The sequence below is a fragment of the Methylobacterium indicum genome, from assembly GCF_001043895.1.
Taxonomy (GTDB): Bacteria; Pseudomonadota; Alphaproteobacteria; order Rhizobiales; family Beijerinckiaceae; genus Methylobacterium; species Methylobacterium indicum.
On the sequence record NZ_JTHF01000169.1, the window covers coordinates 1 to 16664 of the forward strand.

Sequence of the window (16664 nt, forward strand, 5' to 3'; positions counted from 1 at the left end):
CCCTCCCCCCTCTGCGGCAGGGCTTTCCGGGGAAAGTCGTGGCGCGGGTCTCCCCCTCTCCCCGCGGGCGGGGAGAGGGCCGACTACACCTTGTCGTGTAGTCGGCAAGCGGAGGCGCAGCCGGAGCGAGGGTGAGGGGGTATCGACGAGTGAGGCTCCTCCGGAAATACCCCCTCACCCTCGCCCTGCGGGCTTGCTGATCCCCCTGGACAGGGGATCAGCCCTCTCCCCGCCCGCGGGGAGAGGGGAAACCCGCGCCTTCTCCATTCTTCGTACAGTCCTGCCGCGGAGCGGGAGGGTGGGTTAAAGGCCAGCGGTGCGCCTTACCGATCCGCCGCCTTCTGCACCGCGCGCCGCGCCATCACGCCGATCAGGTGGGCCCGGTAATCGGCATCGGCATGGATGTCGCTGTTGAGGCCGCTCGCCGAGGGCGACATCCCTTCGAGCGACTTCGCGGCGAAGCGCTTGGCAAGAGCTTCCTCGGCCTCGGTCCAGCGGAAGACGCCGTTCGAGCCCGCTCCCGTCACCGTGACGCGGATGTCGCTCGGGCGCTTGGCGACGAACACGCCGACGAGGGCGTAGCGCGAGGCCGGGTTGCGGAATTTCTCGTAGGCCGCCTTGTGGGGGATCGGGAACGAGACGCCGGTGACGATCTCACCCTCCTCCAGAGCGGTCTCGAACAGGCCGGTGAAGTACTCCTCCGCCGTGAGCTTGCGCTTGTTGGTGCTGATCGTGGCGCCGAGCGCCAAGCAGGCCGCCGGATAATCCGCCGCCGGATCGTTGTTGGCGACCGAGCCGCCGATCGTGCCGCGGTGGCGCACCGCCGGATCGCCGATGAGCGCGGCGAGTTCGGCGAGTGCGGGAATCGCCTCCTTCACGTCGGCCGAATCGGCGACGGCGCCATGGGTGGTCATGGCACCGATGGTGATCGAGCGCGGGCTGCGCTCGATGCCGACGAGGTCCGGCACCTTGCCGAGGTCGATCAGCGTGCCGGGGGCGGCCAGCCGCTGCTTCATCGTCGGGATCAGGGTGTGGCCGCCGGCGACGAGCTTGGCATCCTCGCCGCCGAGCAGGCTCACGGCCTCCTTGAGGCTGGTCGGCTGGTGATAGGCGAAAGCGTACATGGGGCTCTCCAGACTTCGACTTATTCCGCGGCTTCCGGGCGCAGGTGCGGGCTGGCTTGCGCCGCCCGCCACACCGCCAGCGGGGTCGCCGGCATCGCGATGTTCTCGTGGCCGAGGGCGTCGGTGAGGGCGTTCATCACGGCGGCAGGCGCCGCGATGGCGCCGGCCTCGCCGCAGCCCTTGATGCCGAGGGGGTTCGACGGGCACGGCGTCACCGTCATGCCGACCTCGAACGAGGGCAGGTCGGCCGCCCGCGGCATCCGGTAATCCATGAAGCTCGCGGTGACGAGCTGGCCGTCCGAATCGTAGAGAGCGCCCTCGAACAGGGCCTGGCCGACGCCCTGCGCGATGCCGCCATGGACCTGGCCCTCGACGATCATCGGGTTGATGACGTTGCCGAAATCGTCGACCGCCGTGAACTTCTCGATGGTGACAACACCGGTATCGGGATCGACCTCGAGTTCGCAGATATGCATCCCGGCCGGGAAGGTGAAGTTGGTGGGATCGTAGAACGCCCCCTCCTTCAGCCCCGGTTCGAGCTGCGCGCCGCTGAACTTGTGGGCGACGTAGGCTTGCAGCGCCACCTCGCCGAAAGCGAGGGACTTGTCGGTGCCGGCGACCGAGAAGCGGCCGTCCTTGAACTCGATGTCGTCCTCGCCGGCCTCCAGCGCATAGGCCGCCACCTTGCGGCCCTTGGCCACCACCTTGTCGATCGCCTTGGCGATGGCCGACATGCCGACCGCGCCGGAGCGCGAGCCGTAGGTGCCCATGCCGAACTGCACCTTGTCGGTGTCGCCATGGACGATGGTGACGCTCTCGATCGGCACGCCGAGCCGGTCGGAGACGAGCTGGGCGAAGGTGGTCTCGTGCCCTTGCCCGTGGCTGTGTGAGCCGGTCAGCACCTCGATCGATCCGGTCGGGTTCACCCGCACCTCGGCCGATTCCCACAGGCCCACGCCGGCGCCCAGCGACCCCACCGCCTGCGACGGGGCGATGCCGCAGGCCTCGATGTAGGACGAGAAGCCCAGCCCACGAAGCTTGCCGTTGCGGGCGCTCTCGCGCCGCCGCCGCGCGAAGCCCTTGTGGTCGGCGATCTCGAGCGCCTTGTCGAGGGAGGCGGAATAGTCGCCGCCATCGTACATCATGATGACGGGCGTCTGGTGCGGGAAGCTCTTGACGTAGTTCTTGCGCCGGAACTTCGCCGGGTCCTGGTTCAACTCGCGCGCCGCGACCTCGACCAGCCGCTCGATGACGAAGGTCGCTTCCGGCCGCCCGGCGCCCCGATAGGCATCGACCGGCGCGGTGTTGGTGTAGACGCCATCCACCTCGCAATAGATCGCCGGGATGTTGTACTGGCCCGACAGGAGCGGCGCGTAGAGGTAGGTCGGCACCGACGACGAGAAGGTCGAGAGATAGGCGCCGAGATTGGCGATGGTGTGGACCTTCAGCGCCAGAATCTTGCCGCCCTCGTCCATCGCCAGTTCGGCATGGGTGACGTGGTCGCGGCCATGGGCGTCGCACAGGAACGCCTCGGTGCGGTCGCTGGTCCACTTCACCGGCCGGCCGACCTTCTTCGCCGCCCAGACGCAGACCGTTTCCTCGGCATAGATGAAGATCTTGGAACCGAAGCCGCCGCCGACATCCGGGGCCACCACCCGGAGCTTGTTCTCCGGCGCGATGCCGATGAAGGCCGAGAGGACGAGGCGGGCGACGTGCGGGTTCTGGCTCGTGGTGTAGAGGGTGAAGGCTTCCTCCGCCTCGTCGTACTCGCCGACGGCGGCGCGGGGCTCGATCGGGTTCGGCACCAGGCGGTTGTTGACGATGTCGAGCTTGGTGACGTGCGCCGCGCGGGCGAAGGCCGCCTCGACGTCGGATTGGTTGCCGAGATGCCAGTTGAACACGGTGTTGTCGGGGGCGACGTCGTGGACGACCGTGCCGGCGCCCGCGGCCTTGGCGGTCTCGACCACCGCGGGCAGCACGTCGTAATCGACGTCGATCGCCTCGGCGGCGTCCTTGGCCTGGGCCAGCGTCTCGGCGATCACCACCGCGACGTGGTCGCCGACATAGCGCACCTTGCCCTGGGCCAGCGCCGGGTGCGCCCCGGCCTTCATCGGCGTGCCGTCCTTGGAATGGATCATCCAGCCGCAGATGAGGCCGCCGACCTTGTCGGCCGCCAGGTCCTCGCCGGTCAGGATGCCGACGACGCCCGGCATCCCTGCTGCGGCGGCCGTGTCGATGCCCCGGATGGTGGCGTGGGCGTGGGGGGAGCGCAGGAAGTAGGCATAGGCCTGGCCCGGACGATTGTAGTCGTCGACGTAGCGGCCCTTGCCGGTGATGAAGCGCTGGTCTTCCTTGCGGCGCACCGAGGCGCCGATACCCGTGGCGGTCATGGCGTTGAGTCTCCCGGATCTGGCCTCGTGGGCCGGCGCCGAGGGGCCGGCCTCGTTCTTGACGGCGTCTTGTTATGGGTCCGGATGGCGCGGACGGTCTTTTAGTAGAGCGCAGGCCTTCAACCCTCCCCCCTCTGCAGGGGAGGGTGGCGAGCGTAAGCGAGCCGGGAGAGGGGCAGCGCAACGCTGATTCAGGTGGCTGCCTTCATCAAGCGCGCGACATCTCCGGAAGCGGCGTCCCCTCTCCCGCCCCACTTCGTGGGGCACCCTCCCCCGCAGAGGGGGGAGGGTTCAAAGCGGCGCTACTCCGCCGCGACCTTCTGCGGCTCGCCCGCCATGTTCTCGGCACCCGAGGCGATCGCCTTCACGATATTGTGGTAGCCGGTGCAGCGGCAGATGTTGCCTTCCAGCTCGTGCCGGATCGTCTGCTCGTCGAGGGCATGGCCCTTGCGGCGCACCAGGTCCACGGCGGTCATGATCATGCCGGGGGTGCAGTAGCCGCACTGGAGGCCGTGATGCTCGCGGAAGGCCGCCTGCATCGGGTGCAGCTCGCCGCCGGAGGCCAGGCCCTCGATGGTGGTGACGGAGCGGCCGTCGCACTGCACCGCCAGCACGGTGCAGGCCTTAATCGCCTCGCCGTCGAGATGAACCACGCAGGCGCCGCACTGGCTGGTGTCGCAGCCGACATGGGTACCGGTGAGGCGCAGGGTCTCGCGCAGGTACTGCACCAGCAGCGTGCGCGGATCGATGTCGGCGGTCACGGCCTTGCCGTTCACCGTCAGGCTGACAGCGCTCATGGGTGACGTCCTCCTCCTGGACCAGGACACTTGGCCGGAAACCCGCGGGTCCTTGTGACGGACCCTGTCGCGCGTGGTGGCCGGGTCGGCCGTGCCTCTCTGGAATCGCTCGAATTCGAGTGTCGACCGCCCGGAAGCGCCGGTCAAGGCGGGGCGCGCCGGCTTTTTGGCGCGCAAACCGGCCGTTTCCGGCCGATTCGGGTCATTCTGCCCGATCGCCTCGCAACAAGTTGATCGCGGGCGATCGAAGTTCGGCCTCAGGCCGCCGGGGTCTCGCCCGCGGTGCCGCCCTGAACCTCCTTGGCGAACGTGTCGAAGAAGTTGTCGGCGTATTTCTTCGCCACGCCGTTGATCAGGCGGCCGCCGAGCTGGGCGAGCTTGCCGCCGACGCTGGCCTCGACGTCGTAGGTCATCTTGGTCTGGCCGCCCTCGGCCGGCTCCAGCCGCACCACGGCCCCGCCCTTGGCGAAGCCCGCGACGCCGCCCTGGCCCTCGCCGGTGATGCGGTAGCCGTTCGGCGGGTCGATGTCGGTGAGCGTCACCTTGCCCTTGAAGGTCGCCTTCACCGGGCCGACCGCGATCTTGGCGGAGGCCTGCAGCTCGTTGTCGCCGACCTTCTCGAGGGTATCGCAGCCCGGGATGCAGCGCTTGAGCACCTCGGGGTCGTTCAGCTTCTCCCAGACGGTCTGCTGGTCGGCCGGCAGCACGACCTCACCGGTCATCGTCATCGCCATGGCGGCGTTCCCCTCCCCGATCGTCTCTTTTGCCGGCCGCTCGAACCGGCGCCGCCGTAAGGGTAGCGGAGCCGTAGCATGTGGGCCACCCGGTCTTTCGCACGGCGACCCCGCATTCGCCGATTGTCGTGTGGTGCGGTGCTTGCTAAGCCTCGCCGCAAGGGACGGTCGTGACACCCGGATGACCGGGGCGCGGCCAGGGAGGCCCGGGCTGACAAAGCAGCCCGACAGTGGAGAACGTGACCGCATGGAGGTCTTCGCGCAGCAGCTCATCAATGGGCTGACGCTGGGGTCGATCTACGGCCTCATCGCCATCGGCTACACGATGGTGTTCGGTATCATCGGCATGATCAACTTCGCCCACGGCGACGTGTTCATGCTCTCGGCCTTCATCGCGCTGATCACCTTCCTGATCGTCACGACCTGGCTCGGCATCTCGTCGATCGCGCTGGCGCTGCTGATCGTGCTGATCGTCGCGATGGCGCTCACCGCCCTGTGGGGCTGGTCGATCGAGCGGATCGCCTACCGGCCCCTGCGCGGCTCCTTCCGCCTCGCCCCGCTGATCTCGGCGATCGGCGTCTCGATCTTCCTGTCGAACTTCGTCCAGGTCGTGCAGGGCGCCCGCAACAAGCCGACCCCGCCGATGATGCGCGACGTGATCACCCTGTGGACCGGGGAGAACGGCTACGCCGTCGCCCTGTCCTACAAGCAGATCATCATCATGCTGACGACCGTCGTGCTGCTCGCCGGGTTCTGGTACCTGGTGCAGAAGACCCCGCTCGGCCGGGCGCAGCGCGCCTGCGAGCAGGACCGCAAGATGGCGGCGCTGCTCGGCATCGACGTCGACCGCACCATCTCGCTCACCTTCGTGCTCGGCGCGGCCCTCGCGGCGGTCGCCGGCACGATGTACCTCCTCTATTACGGCGTCGTGTCGTTCTCGGACGGGTTCACGCCCGGCGTGAAGGCCTTCACGGCCGCGGTGCTCGGCGGCATCGGCAGCCTGCCCGGAGCGGTGCTGGGCGGCCTCCTCATCGGCCTCATCGAGACCTTCTGGTCGGCGTATTTCTCCATCGAGTACAAGGACGTCGCGGCGTTCTCGATCCTCGCGATCGTGCTCATCTTCATGCCGTCCGGCATCCTCGGCCGGCCCGAGGTCGAGAAGGTCTGATGGCGAACCCGGCCAACACCCTCGCGGCCCATCCCGCCGCCGACCGCGCCGCCGACATGGCGGCGATCGTCAAGGACGCGGCGCTGTTCGCGCTCGTCACCTTCGGCCTCTGCGTGCCGATCATCGCCTACCGGACCGATCTCAGCCAGACCGCGGCCCTCGACCTCGTGCCGCGCTGGGGCCTGGTGGCGCTCCTGTGCGGGCTCGTCTTCGTCGGGCGCCTGGGCCAGCGGCTGATCCTCGCCAACCGCGACGCCCGCCGGGCGCTCACCCCGTCGCCGACCCAGGCGACGGAGGCGGTCCATGCCGAGCCGAACGCCTCGCAGAAGCTCTCCTCCTACGCGCTGCCCGCCTTCCTCGGCGTGACGCTGGCCTTCCCGCTGCTGGCGGTGCTGGGCACCGGGGGGCTGGGCGAATCCCGCTACTGGATCGACCTCGGCATCCTGATCCTCACCTACGTGATGCTGGGCTGGGGCCTCAACATCGTGGTCGGGCTCGCAGGGCTTCTCGATCTCGGCTACGTCGCCTTCTACGCCGTCGGCGCCTATTCCTACGCGCTGCTCTCCACGGTGTTCGGCCTGTCGTTCTGGGTCTGCCTGCCGCTCGCCGGCCTGTTCGCGGGCCTGTGGGGCATGGTGCTGGGCTTCCCCGTGCTGCGCCTGCGCGGCGACTACCTCGCCATCGTGACGCTGGCCTTCGGCGAGATCATCCGCCTCGTCCTCATCAACTGGACCGACTTCTCGGGCGGGGCCGCCGGCATCTCGTCGATCCCGCGCGCCACCTTCTTCGGCATCCCGTTCACGGCGGACGAGGACGGATTCGCGGCGAAGCTCGGGCTCGATTTCAGCCCGATGCACCGGGTGATCTTCCTCTACTACCTCATCCTGGTGCTCGCGCTGATCACCAACGGCGTCACGCTGCGGCTTCGCCGCCTGCCGATCGGCCGCGCCTGGGAGGCCCTGCGCGAGGACGAGATCGCCTGCCGCTCGCTCGGCATCAACACCACCAACACCAAGCTCACGGCCTTCGCCCTGGGCGCCATGTTCGGCGGCTTCGCCGGCTCGTTCTTCGCCGTGCGCCAGGGCTTCGTCAGCCCGGAGAGCTTCAACTTCCTCGAGAGCGCGATCATCCTGGCGATCGTGGTGCTCGGCGGCATGGGCTCGCAGATCGGCGTGGCGATCGCCGCGGTGGCGATGGTCGGCGGCCCCGAGCTCCTGCGCAACCTCGGCTTCCTCAAGGCGGTGTTCGGCGACGGATTCGATCCGAGCGAGTACCGCCTGCTCCTGTTCGGCCTCGCCATGGTGGTGATGATGATCTGGCGCCCCCGCGGCCTGATCTCCGAGCGCGCCCCCTCGATCGTGCTCAAGGAACGCAAGCGCATCTCGGGATCCCTCGTGAAGGAGGGCCACGGCTGATGACCGCCCCCGTCTCCTCGCCTCCCCTCGCCTCCCCCCGGATGGCCGACCCGGTCCTGACGGTCGATCACGTCACCATGCGGTTCGGCGGCCTCGTCGCCGTCAACGACCTGTCGTTCCGGGTCGGCCGCGGCGACATCACGGCGCTGATCGGCCCGAACGGCGCCGGCAAGACCACGGTCTTCAACTGCATCACCGGCTTCTACAAGCCGACGGAAGGCATGATGACCCTGCGCCACCGCGACGGGTCGGATTACCTCCTGGAGCAGCTGCCGGGCTACGCGGTGAACCGCACCGCGCGGGTCGCCCGCACGTTCCAGAACATCCGCCTGTTCACCGGCATGACGGTGCTGGAGAACCTGCTGGTCGCCCAGCACAACCCGCTGATGGTCTCGTCGGGCTTCACCATCGGCGGCCTGCTCGGCCTGCCGTCCTACCGCCGGGCCGAGAAGGCGGCGGTGGAGCGGGCCAAGGACTGGCTGACGCGCATCCACCTGATGGACCGGGCCGACGATCCGGCGGGCGCCCTGCCCTACGGCGACCAGCGCCGGCTCGAGATCGCCCGCGCGATGTGCACCGATCCGGTCCTGCTCTGCCTCGACGAGCCGGCGGCCGGCCTCAACCCGCGGGAATCGCTGCTCCTCAACGATCTCCTGCGGGCGATCCGCGACGACCACGACACCTCGGTGCTCCTCATCGAGCACGACATGTCGGTGGTGATGGAGATCTCCGACCACGTCGTGGTGCTCGATTACGGCACCAAGATCGCCGACGGCACGCCGACGGAGATCCAGAGCGACCAGAGCGTCATCGCCGCCTATCTCGGCGTCGAGGACGACGAGGTCGAGCAGGTCGAGGCGGAGGTCGGCGTATGACGCTCACGGGTATGTCCTTGACCACGTGGCTCGCCTTTACGGCGTCCTCGGCGGTCCTGCTGGTGATCCCCGGCCCGACGATCCTGCTCGTCGTGTCCTACGCTATCGGCAGCGGCCTGCGCGCGGCGCTCCCGGCGGCGATCGGCGTCGCGCTCGGCGACCTCACCGCCATGACCCTGTCGCTCGCCGGGCTCGGCGCGCTGCTCGCCACCTCGGCCACCCTGTTCACGGCGCTGAAATGGTGCGGCGCCGCCTATCTGGTCTGGCTCGGGATCAAGCTGTGGCGGGCCGGCACGCAGCTCCAGGCACCGCCGCGCTCCGGTGCGCCGGCCCTGCGGATGGTCGCGCATTCCTGGCTCGTCACCACGCTCAACCCGAAGAGCCTGACCTTCTTCGTGGCGTTCCTGCCGCAATTCCTCGATCCGCGAGGGGATCTCTTGACCCAGATGGTGGTGTTCGAGGCGACCTTCGTCGTCCTCGCCTTCCTGAACGCGCTGACCTACGCCGTGGCCGCCTCGCGGGCCCGCGGGTTCTTCGCCAGCCCGGCCCGGGTGCGGGTGATGAACCGGGTCGGCGGCAGCCTCCTCATCGGCGCCGGCTTCGCCGCCGCCCGGAGCACGCCATGAGCGTCGCCGGTATCAACGTCCTGGTCGACGAGACCCGCGCCCGGCAAGTCGGGACCCGGGCGCCCCTGCTCACGGTGCGCGGGGTCAAGACCTATTACGGCAACATCATCGCCCTCAAGGGGGTCGATCTCGACGTCAACGAGGGCGAGATCGTCACGCTGATCGGCGCCAACGGCGCCGGCAAGTCGACCCTGATGATGACGATCTTCGGCTCCCCCCGGGCGCGCGAGGGCACGATCACCTATGCGGGCCGGGACATCACCCGGATGCCGACCCACGAGATCGCCCGGCTCAACCTGGCGCAATCGCCGGAGGGGCGGCGGATCTTCCCGCGGATGACCGTCTACGAGAACCTGCAGATGGGAGCCTCGGTCAACGGCGGCGCCCATTTCGAGCAGGACCTGGAGCGGGTCTGCGCGATGTTCCCGCGCCTCAAGGAGCGCCTCTACCAGCGCGGCGGCACCATGTCGGGCGGCGAGCAGCAGATGCTCGCCATCGCCCGCGCCCTGATGAGCCGGCCGCGGCTCCTGCTCCTCGACGAGCCGTCGCTGGGGCTGGCCCCGCTCATCGTCAAGCAGATCTTCTCCGCCATCAAGGAGCTGAACGAGCGCGACGGCATGACGGTGTTCCTCGTCGAACAGAACGCCTACCACGCCCTCAAGCTGGCGCATCGCGGCTACGTCATGGTGACCGGCACCATCACCATGTCGGGCACCGGCAAGCAGCTCCTCGACGATCCGTCGGTGAAGGCCGCCTATCTCGAAGGGGGACGGCACTGATGCAGGGGATCCTCTACGAGGAGAGCACGATCTGGCTCTTCCTCCTCGTCACCGTGGTGATGGGCGGCTGGATGGCCTGGATGATCGGGCGCGGCATCGCGCTGGGCTGGAAGCCGTTCTGGCAGGCGATCCTGTCGCTGCTGCTGCTGGGCGTCGCCGTCCGCTTCATCCACCACGCCCTGTTCGAAGGCTCGTTCCTGTCGCCGCACTACTACGTGGTCGACACGATCGTGCTCCTGATCATCGGTTCGGCCGGCTTCCGCGCCACCCGCGCCCGGCAGATGACGACGCAGTATCGCTGGCTCTACGAGCGCAACGGCCCCTTCGCCTGGCGGGCGAAGGCCGGCGCCTGATAAAGCCCCTTTACCCCTTGGGGGCCTTGGGCCCCACGGGGCGCGCCAGCGATCCGGGACCGATGGTCCCGTTCCACCCATCCGGGGTCCCCACGCCCCGGTCTCCCGGCCGAAAGGGCCCGCGAGCCCGACCTTGGTTGTTCCAGAGGAGTACTGAGATGAAGCGCACGCTACTGGCCGGCTTCGCCCTCGCGGCCGGCCTCGCCTGGGCCGGATCGGCGCAGGCCCAGATCAAGCTCGGCGTGGCCGGCCCGATCACCGGCGCCAACGCCGCCTTCGGCGCCCAGCTCAAGAACGGCGCCGAGCAGGCCGTCGCCGACATCAACAAGGCCGGCGGCATCAACGGCCAGAAGATCGTCCTGGTCGTCGGCGACGACGCCTCCGACCCGAAGCAGGGCGTCTCGGTCGCCAACAAGTTCGCCGCCGACGGCGTGAAGGCCGTGATCGGCCACTTCAACTCCGGCGTCTCGATCCCGGCCTCCGACGTCTACGCCGAATCCGGCATCGTCGAGATCACCCCGGCCTCGACCAACCCGAAATACACCGACCGCAAGCTGTGGAACACCTTCCGCACCTGCGGCCGCGACGACCAGCAGGGTGCGGTCGCCGGCGCCTGGCTCGCCGAGAAGTTCAAGGGCAAGAACATCGCCTTCGTGCACGACAAGACCCCGTACGGCCGCGGTCTTGCCGACGAGACCCTCAAGGCCCTGAAGGCCAAGGGCGGCAAGGACGTGCTGTTCGAGGGCATCAACCCGGGCGAGAAGGACTATTCGGCCCTCGTCTCGAAGCTGAAGCAGGCCAAGGCCGACGTGGTCTATTACGGCGGCCTGCACACCGAGGCCGGCCTGATCGTGCGCCAGATGCGCGACCAGGGCCTCAACGCCCCGCTGATGAGCGGTGACGGCATCACCGACAAGGAATACGCCCAGATCGCCGGCCCGGGCGCCGACGGCACGCTGATGACCTTCTCGCCGGATGCCCGCAAGAACCCGAACGCGAAGGACGTGGTCGCGGCCTTCAAGGCCAAGAATATCGATCCCGAGGCCTACACCCTCTACTCCTACGCCGCCGTCCAGATCCTGAAGGACGCCATGGAGGCCACCAAGTCGACCGACGGCAAGAAGGTCGCGGCCTACATGCACGAGGGCAAGCCGTTCAAGACCGTGATCGGCGACATCTCGTACGACAAGAAGGGCGACATCACCCGTCCCGACTATGTCATGTACATGTGGAAGAAGGGCGCCGACGGCCGGATCGACTATACCGGCAACGAGCAGACCCAGTAACGGCCGGTCTGTCCGGTCCGGCCCGGCGCGCTCGCGCGCCGGGCCTTTTTCCGTTGACGAAGCCGTGCGTTCGTCACGTCCACGGCTTGCGCGTCCGAACGCCTCACCTTACATGCACATCGAGCGTTACAAGGCCATCAGCGCGCCCGGCAACTCGGCCGAGCACCCCGTACGGCCGGCCGCGTCGCGATCGAATTCCGAAGATGTGCTCCCGGCGGCGCCGACCGCGACGGCGACCCGGGTGGAGAGTGTGAATGGCGAAAGAAGAGTTGATGCAGTTCGACGGTCTCGTGCTCGAGATCCTGCCGGACGCGCGTTACCGCGTGCAGCTCGACCAGGGCCACGAGATCGTGGCCTACACGGCCGGCAAGATGAAGAAGAACCGCATCAAGACTCTGGCCGGCGACCGCGTCACCGTCGAGATGTCGCCCTACGACCTCGAGAAGGGCCGTCTGGTGTTCCGCCACAAGGACGAGCGTTCCTCGGGCCCGCGCCCGCCCTTCCGCGGCGGCAGCCAGTTCCGCCGGCGCTGATCGTCCGTCCATAGACCTGTGTCTGCGCGGGGCTGGGGTGCGAACCCTGGCCTTTTGCGCGTTTGCGTCCCTGTCGTCCTACCCCTGCGAGGCCCGCCATGACCCGTCCCCTGGTGATCGCCCCCTCGATCCTGTCGGCCGACTTCGCCCGGCTCGGCGAGGAGGTCCGCGACGTGGTCGCGGCCGGGGCCGACTGGGTCCATATCGACGTGATGGACGGGCATTTCGTGCCCAACCTCACCTTCGGCCCGGTCGTGGTGAAGGCGCTCCGCCCGCACACGAGCGCGGTCTTCGACGTCCACCTGATGATCGCGCCGGCCGACCCCTACCTCGCGGCCTTCGCGGAAGCCGGGGCCGACATCATCACGGTCCATGCCGAGGCGGGTCCCCACCTGCACCGCTCGCTCCAGACCATCCGGGCGCTCGGCAAGAAGGCGGGTGTCGCGATCAATCCGGGCTCGCCGGCGAGCCTCGTCGAACCGGTGCTCGACATGGTCGATCTCGTGCTGTGCATGACCGTCAACCCGGGCTTCGGCGGCCAGAGCTTCATCGGTTCGGTCTGCGAGACGGTCTCGCGGGTGCGCGCGATGGTCGGCGGCCGCGACATCGACATCGAGGTGGATGGCGGCGTGACGCCCGAGACGGCGCCGGCGGTGGTCAAGGCGGGGGCGAACGCCCTCGTGGCGGGGTCCGCCACCTTCAAGGGCGGCCGCGAGGCCTACGGCGCGAACATCGCCGCGATCCGCCGGGCGGCAGAGCGGGCTTCGGGGCAGTGGGTGTAGAATCCACTCGCGGTCAGGCACCCCTGCCCCGCGACCGGCCGCCCTGCACTACCGGAGGGATCGGGACGGTGCTCTCGCTGTCGAACGGCATCGGAACAAGCCCCCCGCTGTTTGGCGTGGGGGTCTGACGCACTCTCGGTGCAGATCGGTCCAAGCCGCGCCAACCCGGCGAGCGTCGAGCAGGTCAAGATCGGCACGGCCGAATATCGGCCGTTTCACCGGCTTCGAGCGGATGATCTGCCTTCGGTCTGCCCGTTCGACCACGGCTTCGTCGACGCAGCGGCGACAGCGCTTTGTCCTTCGCGAGCCCAGCCGCGAAGGATCCCAGCGGGCCGGCCCTCGCCCTCTCGATCCGGCCATCGAGGGTCAGCACGCCGCCGCCCACTCCCCGACCACCCGCAGGCGGCCGGTGAACCCTCTCGCACGAAGCCGCCGCCACAACTCCGCCCCGTTCCGGCAGCCCGCCTTCCACTCGCTTTCCAGCCAGGGCGGATGAACCTCCAGGCTGCTCCGACGGGGGCGGAACACGTCACCCGTCACGCCGCGCACGACGTTGCGGCCGAGCTTGCGGCCGTGGCCGGTCGTGCGAGCGATCCTCTCGATCGGCACCCCACCCCGCGAGCGACGTGTCGGCCCCAGGACGGTCGCGGACCGCCTACGAGCCGGCGAGGTGCAGCACGATCTCGCGCCGATGTGGCCGGTCGCGGTGCTCGATCAGGTAGACGCCCTGCCAGGTGCCGAGGGCGAGCCGCCCCTCGACCACGGGAATCGACAGCGTGGCGTCGGTCAGGAGCGTGCGGATATGGGCCGGCATGTCGTCCGGCCCCTCGATGCCGTGGACATAAGGCACGTCGCGGGGCGCCAGCCGGTCGAGGGCGCTCATCAGGTCGGTGCGTACGTCCGGGTCGGCATTCTCCTGGATCGTCAGCGAGGCCGAGGTGTGGCGGCAGAACACCGTGAGCAGGCCCTGCCGCAATCCCGCCTCGCGCACGAAACCGGCCACCTCGGAGGTGATCTCGGTGAAGCCCTGGCCCCTCGTCTCGACGACGAGGCGGCCGCTCGCCTGGCGGGTGACCGGGCCGCTCCCCAGCATCTCGACGCGTCTCATTCGGCGTGTCTCCGTCCGGGGTGGATCTCTGTCTCGCCGCGGGCGAGGATGCGCTCCAGGGCCTCGATCCGGTCGGCCTCGGCGGTCGGCTTGTCCCAGCGGATGCGGCTGACGCGGGGAAACCGCATCGCGACGCCGGATTTGTGCCGGGTCGAGCGCTGCACCCCCTCGAAGGCGATCTCCAGCACCAGCCCCTTGGCCATACCGTATTCCACCTCCCGCACCGGGCCGAAGCGCTTGGTGGTGTGGTTGCGGACGTAGCGGTCGAGCTTGGCCAGTTCCTCGTCGGTGAAGCCGTGATAGGCCTTGCCGACCGGCACCAGTTCCTCGGCCCCGTCCGGCGCCTCGCGCCAGACCCCGAACGTGTAGTCGGAGTAGAACGACGAGCGCTTCCCGTGGCCGCGCTGGGCGTACATCATCACCGCATCGACGCGGTAGGGCTCGCGCTTCCACTTCCACCACGGGCCCTTCGGCCGGCCGGGCTGGTAGGGGCTGGCGAGGCGCTTGAGCATCACGCCCTCGATCGCGTCGGCGTCCGGCCCCGCCCCGACCGAGGCCGGATCGGCCCGGGCCGCGGCGAGCGCCGCCCAGTCGGCGAACGGCACCAGGGGCGAGAGGTCGATGCGCGCGTGGTCGAGCCCGCCGACGAAGCGCTCGAGCCGCGCCCGGCGCTCGCTGAAGGGCAGCGGCCGCAGATCCTCGCCGTTCTCGGCCAGGAGGTCGTAGGCGCGGACATGGGCCGGGAAATCCTGCAGGAGCTTGCCCGTCACCGCCTTCCGGTTGAGGCGCTGCTGCAGCACGTTGAAGCTCTGCACCCGCGTATCGCGCAGGATCAAGAGTTCGCCGTCGAGGGCGCCCGAGAAGGTGATCGCCTCGGCGAGATCGGGAAAGGCGCCGGAGATGTCCTCCCCGGTGCGCGAATAGATCTTCTGGACCTGGCGTCCCTCGCCGTCGCGCCCGCCGGCGAGCTGGACCCGGATGCCGTCCCACTTCCACTCGGCCGAGAAGGCCTCGACGTCGAGCTTGTCGAGGTCGGCCTCCTCCTCGATCGGGTGCGAGAGCATGGCGGGGCGGAACGGCGCCGGATTGACCGATTCCGGCGGGCCGGACCTTCCCTCGACCCAGGCGAAGAGTTCCGGGTACGGCGCCTGCAGACCGTGCCAGACCTCCTCGACCGCATCGGCCTCGTGGCCGCCGAGGCTCGCCACCGCGGTCTTGGCGAGCCGCGCCGAGACGCCGACCCGCAATTCCCCGGTGATGAGCTTGAGGAGGGCCCAGCGCCCGGTCTCGTCGAGGGCGTCGAGCCAGGCGGCGAGCCGGGCCGGCAGCTCGCTCTTGCCGATGGTGGCGAGGCTCTCCACCACTTCCGAGAGGGTCGGGACCGGCGGGTTGTTGTGGCCGGGGCCGGGACTGCCGTCGCGCTTCGGCCAGATCAGGGCCGTCGCCTCGGCGAGGTCGCCGACGTAGTTGTAGGACATCCGGAACAGCACCGGATCGACCCGGGCCTCGACGAGGCCGCGGATCAGGCCGGGCTTGGCTTCGCGGAAGCTGAGCGAGCCGGTCATGGCCGCGAGCGCGTAGCCGCGATCCGGGTCGGGGGTGTGGCGGAAGAAGTCCTGGAGCAGGCGCAGCTTGGCGTTGCGCCGCGGCTCGTAGGCCAGGCGGTCGAGGAGGTGGGCGAAGTCGTTCACGCCGCGCTCTCCTCGGCCTTGGTCTTCCGGGCTCGGCGTCCCGCGGGCTTTCTGTCGTCGGATTTGCCCTCGTCGGACTTGCCCGCGTCGGGCTTATTCTCTTCGGGCTTGCTCTCCGGCTCCGCCTCGCCCTCGTCGCCGTAGCCCAGCATGTGCAGGGGCTTGGCCCGGATGCCTTGCGTCTCGCACCAATGGACCAGGGCGTCCTCCTGGCCGTGGGTGACCCAGACCTCCCCGGCCCCGGTATCCTTGATGGTGCGGCAGAGGTCGTCCCAGTCCGAGTGATCGGAGACGATGAGCGGCAACTCGACGCCCTTCTGGCGGGCGCGGGCCCGGACCTGCATCCAGCCCGACGCGAAGGCGGTGACGGGATCGGGAAACTTTCGCGACCACAGGTCCTGGATCGCCGAGGGGGGGCAGAGCACGATCTTGCCGCCGAGCTTCGGCCGCTCCGCCGCCACGACCTTGATCGTCTCGCCGACGCGAATCCCCTCGCGGCGGTAGAGGTCGGTCAGCTTCTCCATGGCGCCGTGCAGGTAGATCGGATCCGAAAAGCCCTCCTCGCGCAGGAGCGCCATCACCCGCTGCGCCTTGCCGAGCGCGTAGGCGCCGACGATGTGGGTGCGCTCGGGAAACAGCCGGACCGAATCGAGCAGGCGGCGCACCTCGGCGCGGGCCTCCGGGTGGCGGAAGACCGGCAGGCCGAAGGTCGCCTCGGTGATGAACACGTCGCAGGGTACGATTTCGAAGGGCAGGCAGGTCGGGTCCCGCGCCCGCTTGTAGTCGCCCGAATTGACGATCCGGCAGCCGCCCTGCTCGATGGCGATCTGGGCCGAGCCCAGCACGTGGCCGGCCGGATGGAAGCGCACCGTGACGTCGTTCATCCGGATCGCCTCGCCGAGCCGCGCCTCCTGGCGGGTCCGGCAGAACTCCTCGCCGTAGCGCACCGCCATGATGCGCAGGGTCTCGGGCGTCGCCAGCACGGCGCCGTGGCCGGCCCGGG

General features: G+C 69.2%; 16 protein-coding genes and 1 pseudogene. 9 read left to right on the forward strand and 8 right to left on the reverse strand.

Translation table 11 applies throughout. The features are described from left to right. Positions 1–323: 323 nt before the first annotated feature. From QR78_RS19815 to QR78_RS19830, 4 genes are all read right to left on the reverse strand, one after another. Positions 324–1124, reverse strand: coding sequence for an FAD binding domain-containing protein (locus QR78_RS19815; protein ID WP_048429295.1), 801 nt, complete (start codon positions 1122–1124; stop codon positions 324–326). A 20-nt stretch (positions 1125–1144) separates the two neighbouring features. After that, the gene (locus tag QR78_RS19820; RefSeq protein WP_048429296.1) at positions 1145–3514 is read right to left on the reverse strand and encodes a xanthine dehydrogenase family protein molybdopterin-binding subunit; all 2370 of its coding nucleotides are present in this window, start codon (positions 3512–3514) and stop codon (positions 1145–1147) included. A 302-nt stretch (positions 3515–3816) separates the two neighbouring features. After that, positions 3817–4311 carry a (2Fe-2S)-binding protein gene (locus QR78_RS19825; protein ID WP_048429297.1) on the reverse strand — a complete coding sequence of 165 codons (495 nt, stop codon included), beginning with the start codon at positions 4309–4311 and terminating at the stop codon, positions 3817–3819. Positions 4312–4568: 257 nt separating this feature from the next. Then, positions 4569–5045, reverse strand: coding sequence for an SRPBCC family protein (locus QR78_RS19830; RefSeq protein ID WP_048429298.1), 477 nt, complete (start codon positions 5043–5045; stop codon positions 4569–4571). Positions 5046–5292: 247 nt separating this feature from the next. Here QR78_RS19830 and QR78_RS19835 point away from each other — a divergent pair, with 247 nt between their 5' ends. From QR78_RS19835 to rpe, 9 genes are all read left to right on the forward strand, one after another. After that, the gene (locus QR78_RS19835) at positions 5293–6213 is read left to right on the forward strand and encodes a branched-chain amino acid ABC transporter permease (RefSeq protein ID WP_048429299.1); all 921 of its coding nucleotides are present in this window, start codon (positions 5293–5295) and stop codon (positions 6211–6213) included. Beyond that, positions 6213–7628, forward strand: a complete 1416-nt coding sequence (livM, locus tag QR78_RS19840; RefSeq protein WP_089504253.1) for a high-affinity branched-chain amino acid ABC transporter permease LivM — start codon at positions 6213–6215, stop codon at positions 7626–7628. Before QR78_RS19835 ends, livM begins: the two co-directional genes overlap by 1 nt. Beyond that, positions 7628–8503, forward strand: a complete 876-nt coding sequence (locus tag QR78_RS19845; protein ID WP_048429300.1) for an ABC transporter ATP-binding protein — start codon at positions 7628–7630, stop codon at positions 8501–8503. Before livM ends, QR78_RS19845 begins: the two co-directional genes overlap by 1 nt. An 11-nt stretch (positions 8504–8514) precedes the next feature. After that, positions 8515–9129 (forward strand): LysE family translocator, encoded by a 615-nt coding sequence (locus tag QR78_RS19850; protein ID WP_048429309.1) that lies wholly within the window; start codon positions 8515–8517, stop codon positions 9127–9129. Then, a complete protein-coding gene (locus QR78_RS19855) occupies positions 9126–9908 on the forward strand; it encodes an ABC transporter ATP-binding protein (protein ID WP_048429301.1) in 783 nt (260 codons plus the stop codon). Before QR78_RS19850 ends, QR78_RS19855 begins: the two co-directional genes overlap by 4 nt. After that, positions 9908–10261 carry a DUF6867 family protein gene (locus QR78_RS19860; protein WP_048429302.1) on the forward strand — a complete coding sequence of 118 codons (354 nt, stop codon included), beginning with the start codon at positions 9908–9910 and terminating at the stop codon, positions 10259–10261. The genes QR78_RS19855 and QR78_RS19860 overlap by 1 nt, the downstream gene beginning before the upstream one ends. A 158-nt stretch (positions 10262–10419) precedes the next feature. Further along, complete coding sequence (locus QR78_RS19865; protein WP_048429303.1) at positions 10420–11547, forward strand: branched-chain amino acid ABC transporter substrate-binding protein; 1128 nt, start codon at positions 10420–10422, stop codon at positions 11545–11547. Positions 11548–11801: 254 nt separating this feature from the next. Further along, positions 11802–12080, forward strand: a complete 279-nt coding sequence (infA, locus tag QR78_RS19870; RefSeq protein ID WP_048429304.1) for a translation initiation factor IF-1 — start codon at positions 11802–11804, stop codon at positions 12078–12080. Positions 12081–12178: 98 nt separating this feature from the next. Then, positions 12179–12862 (forward strand): ribulose-phosphate 3-epimerase, encoded by a 684-nt coding sequence (gene rpe, locus QR78_RS19875; RefSeq protein ID WP_048429305.1) that lies wholly within the window; start codon positions 12179–12181, stop codon positions 12860–12862. Positions 12863–12910: 48 nt separating this feature from the next. Here the strand turns inward: rpe and QR78_RS36140 are convergent. The 4 genes and pseudogenes from QR78_RS36140 to QR78_RS19895 all read right to left on the reverse strand — a co-directional run. After that, positions 12911–13522: pseudogene (locus QR78_RS36140) on the reverse strand (hypothetical protein); the annotation flags it as partial. After that, complete coding sequence (locus QR78_RS19885; protein WP_048429306.1) at positions 13518–13970, reverse strand: secondary thiamine-phosphate synthase enzyme YjbQ; 453 nt, start codon at positions 13968–13970, stop codon at positions 13518–13520. The gene QR78_RS19885 and the pseudogene QR78_RS36140, both read right to left, overlap by 5 nt. After that, the gene (locus QR78_RS19890; RefSeq protein WP_048429307.1) at positions 13967–15661 is read right to left on the reverse strand and encodes a cisplatin damage response ATP-dependent DNA ligase; all 1695 of its coding nucleotides are present in this window, start codon (positions 15659–15661) and stop codon (positions 13967–13969) included. Before QR78_RS19890 ends, QR78_RS19885 begins: the two co-directional genes overlap by 4 nt. Next, positions 15658–16664: ligase-associated DNA damage response exonuclease (locus tag QR78_RS19895; RefSeq protein WP_082173787.1), on the reverse strand; the 1007-nt coding region annotated here is incomplete at its 5' end. The genes QR78_RS19890 and QR78_RS19895, both read right to left, overlap by 4 nt.

Bases quoted from the DNA above. Each gene is read 5' to 3' on its own strand.
- QR78_RS19815 (WP_048429295.1), bottom strand. From the start codon at position 1,124: ATGTACGCTTTCGCCTATCACCAGCCGACCAGCCTCAAGGAGGCCGTG.
- QR78_RS19820 (WP_048429296.1), bottom strand. From the start codon at position 3,514: ATGACCGCCACGGGTATCGGCGCCTCGGTGCGCCGCAAGGAAGACCAG.
- QR78_RS19825 (WP_048429297.1), bottom strand. From the start codon at position 4,311: ATGAGCGCTGTCAGCCTGACGGTGAACGGCAAGGCCGTGACCGCCGAC.
- QR78_RS19830 (WP_048429298.1), bottom strand. From the start codon at position 5,045: ATGGCGATGACGATGACCGGTGAGGTCGTGCTGCCGGCCGACCAGCAG.
- QR78_RS19835 (WP_048429299.1), top strand. From the start codon at position 5,293: ATGGAGGTCTTCGCGCAGCAGCTCATCAATGGGCTGACGCTGGGGTCG.
- livM (WP_089504253.1), top strand. From the start codon at position 6,213: ATGGCGAACCCGGCCAACACCCTCGCGGCCCATCCCGCCGCCGACCGC.
- QR78_RS19845 (WP_048429300.1), top strand. From the start codon at position 7,628: ATGACCGCCCCCGTCTCCTCGCCTCCCCTCGCCTCCCCCCGGATGGCC.
- QR78_RS19850 (WP_048429309.1), top strand. From the start codon at position 8,515: ATGTCCTTGACCACGTGGCTCGCCTTTACGGCGTCCTCGGCGGTCCTG.
- QR78_RS19855 (WP_048429301.1), top strand. From the start codon at position 9,126: ATGAGCGTCGCCGGTATCAACGTCCTGGTCGACGAGACCCGCGCCCGG.
- QR78_RS19860 (WP_048429302.1), top strand. From the start codon at position 9,908: ATGCAGGGGATCCTCTACGAGGAGAGCACGATCTGGCTCTTCCTCCTC.
- QR78_RS19865 (WP_048429303.1), top strand. From the start codon at position 10,420: ATGAAGCGCACGCTACTGGCCGGCTTCGCCCTCGCGGCCGGCCTCGCC.
- infA (WP_048429304.1), top strand. From the start codon at position 11,802: ATGGCGAAAGAAGAGTTGATGCAGTTCGACGGTCTCGTGCTCGAGATC.
- rpe (WP_048429305.1), top strand. From the start codon at position 12,179: ATGACCCGTCCCCTGGTGATCGCCCCCTCGATCCTGTCGGCCGACTTC.
- QR78_RS19885 (WP_048429306.1), bottom strand. From the start codon at position 13,970: ATGAGACGCGTCGAGATGCTGGGGAGCGGCCCGGTCACCCGCCAGGCG.